Genomic DNA, 638 nt, shown 5'->3' with positions numbered 1-638 from the left:
TCTCACGGGAATTCTCTTCTTCGTCATGCAGGGTTGCATTTGGCTGAAGCAAGTTCAGGTAAGTGGAAAGGCCAAATTGTCATTTCTAAGCGAGGTCGTTCCAGACTAAGGAGATTCCTCTATTTAGCAACAATGAGCCTTGTGATGAATAACCCAGATTTTCAAGCACTACATTCTCATAATGTCAAAGTAAAAAAAATGAAGAAAATGAAATCAATTATGAAGTTAATAGGTAAGTTGGCAAGGATTTTTGTGGGTATATCTAGAAGAAATGAACCCTATTGTTCTGATAAGCTAAAACCAGTAACACCTTTAGTAGCTTAATAAATTAAAGAATTTATGATTATTAGTCCCCTCTTATAAAGAATAAAACACACTTTTATTGACCGAATGTTGGCTTATTCGCAGGAATTCAAATATGTACGGAGTACCAGGTTTGTTCCACAAAAGGGCTTTGACCCATTCCGTTAGCTTAACTGGCCTCCACCCCTTGGATAGGCGTGACGAAGGAATGATAGGGCGTTTGACCCGTTGAGACATGGGAGGGAAAGCCTCCAGGGGCGGCGTGGAGCATGTACATTATATGGTAAAATATGGAGTTTGTATTTACTCCTCTATTTCACTATGCCTTCACGAAG

1 protein-coding gene is annotated in these 638 nt (G+C 39.5%); it reads left to right on the top strand.

The genetic code is table 11. The features are described 5' to 3' along the window. Positions 1-324: transposase (locus AAHB15_RS29955; RefSeq protein WP_342043898.1), on the top strand; the 324-nt coding region annotated here is incomplete at its 5' end. Positions 325-638 lie beyond the last annotated feature (314 nt).

Origin of the sequence: Bacillus sp. OTU2372, assembly GCF_038440275.1 — a bacterium.
Classification (GTDB): Bacteria; Bacillota; Bacilli; order Bacillales; family Cytobacillaceae; genus Neobacillus; species Neobacillus bataviensis_B.
The sequence above is the reverse complement of the archived record's forward strand: the minus strand, read 5'-3'. Positions and strand labels throughout refer to the sequence as shown.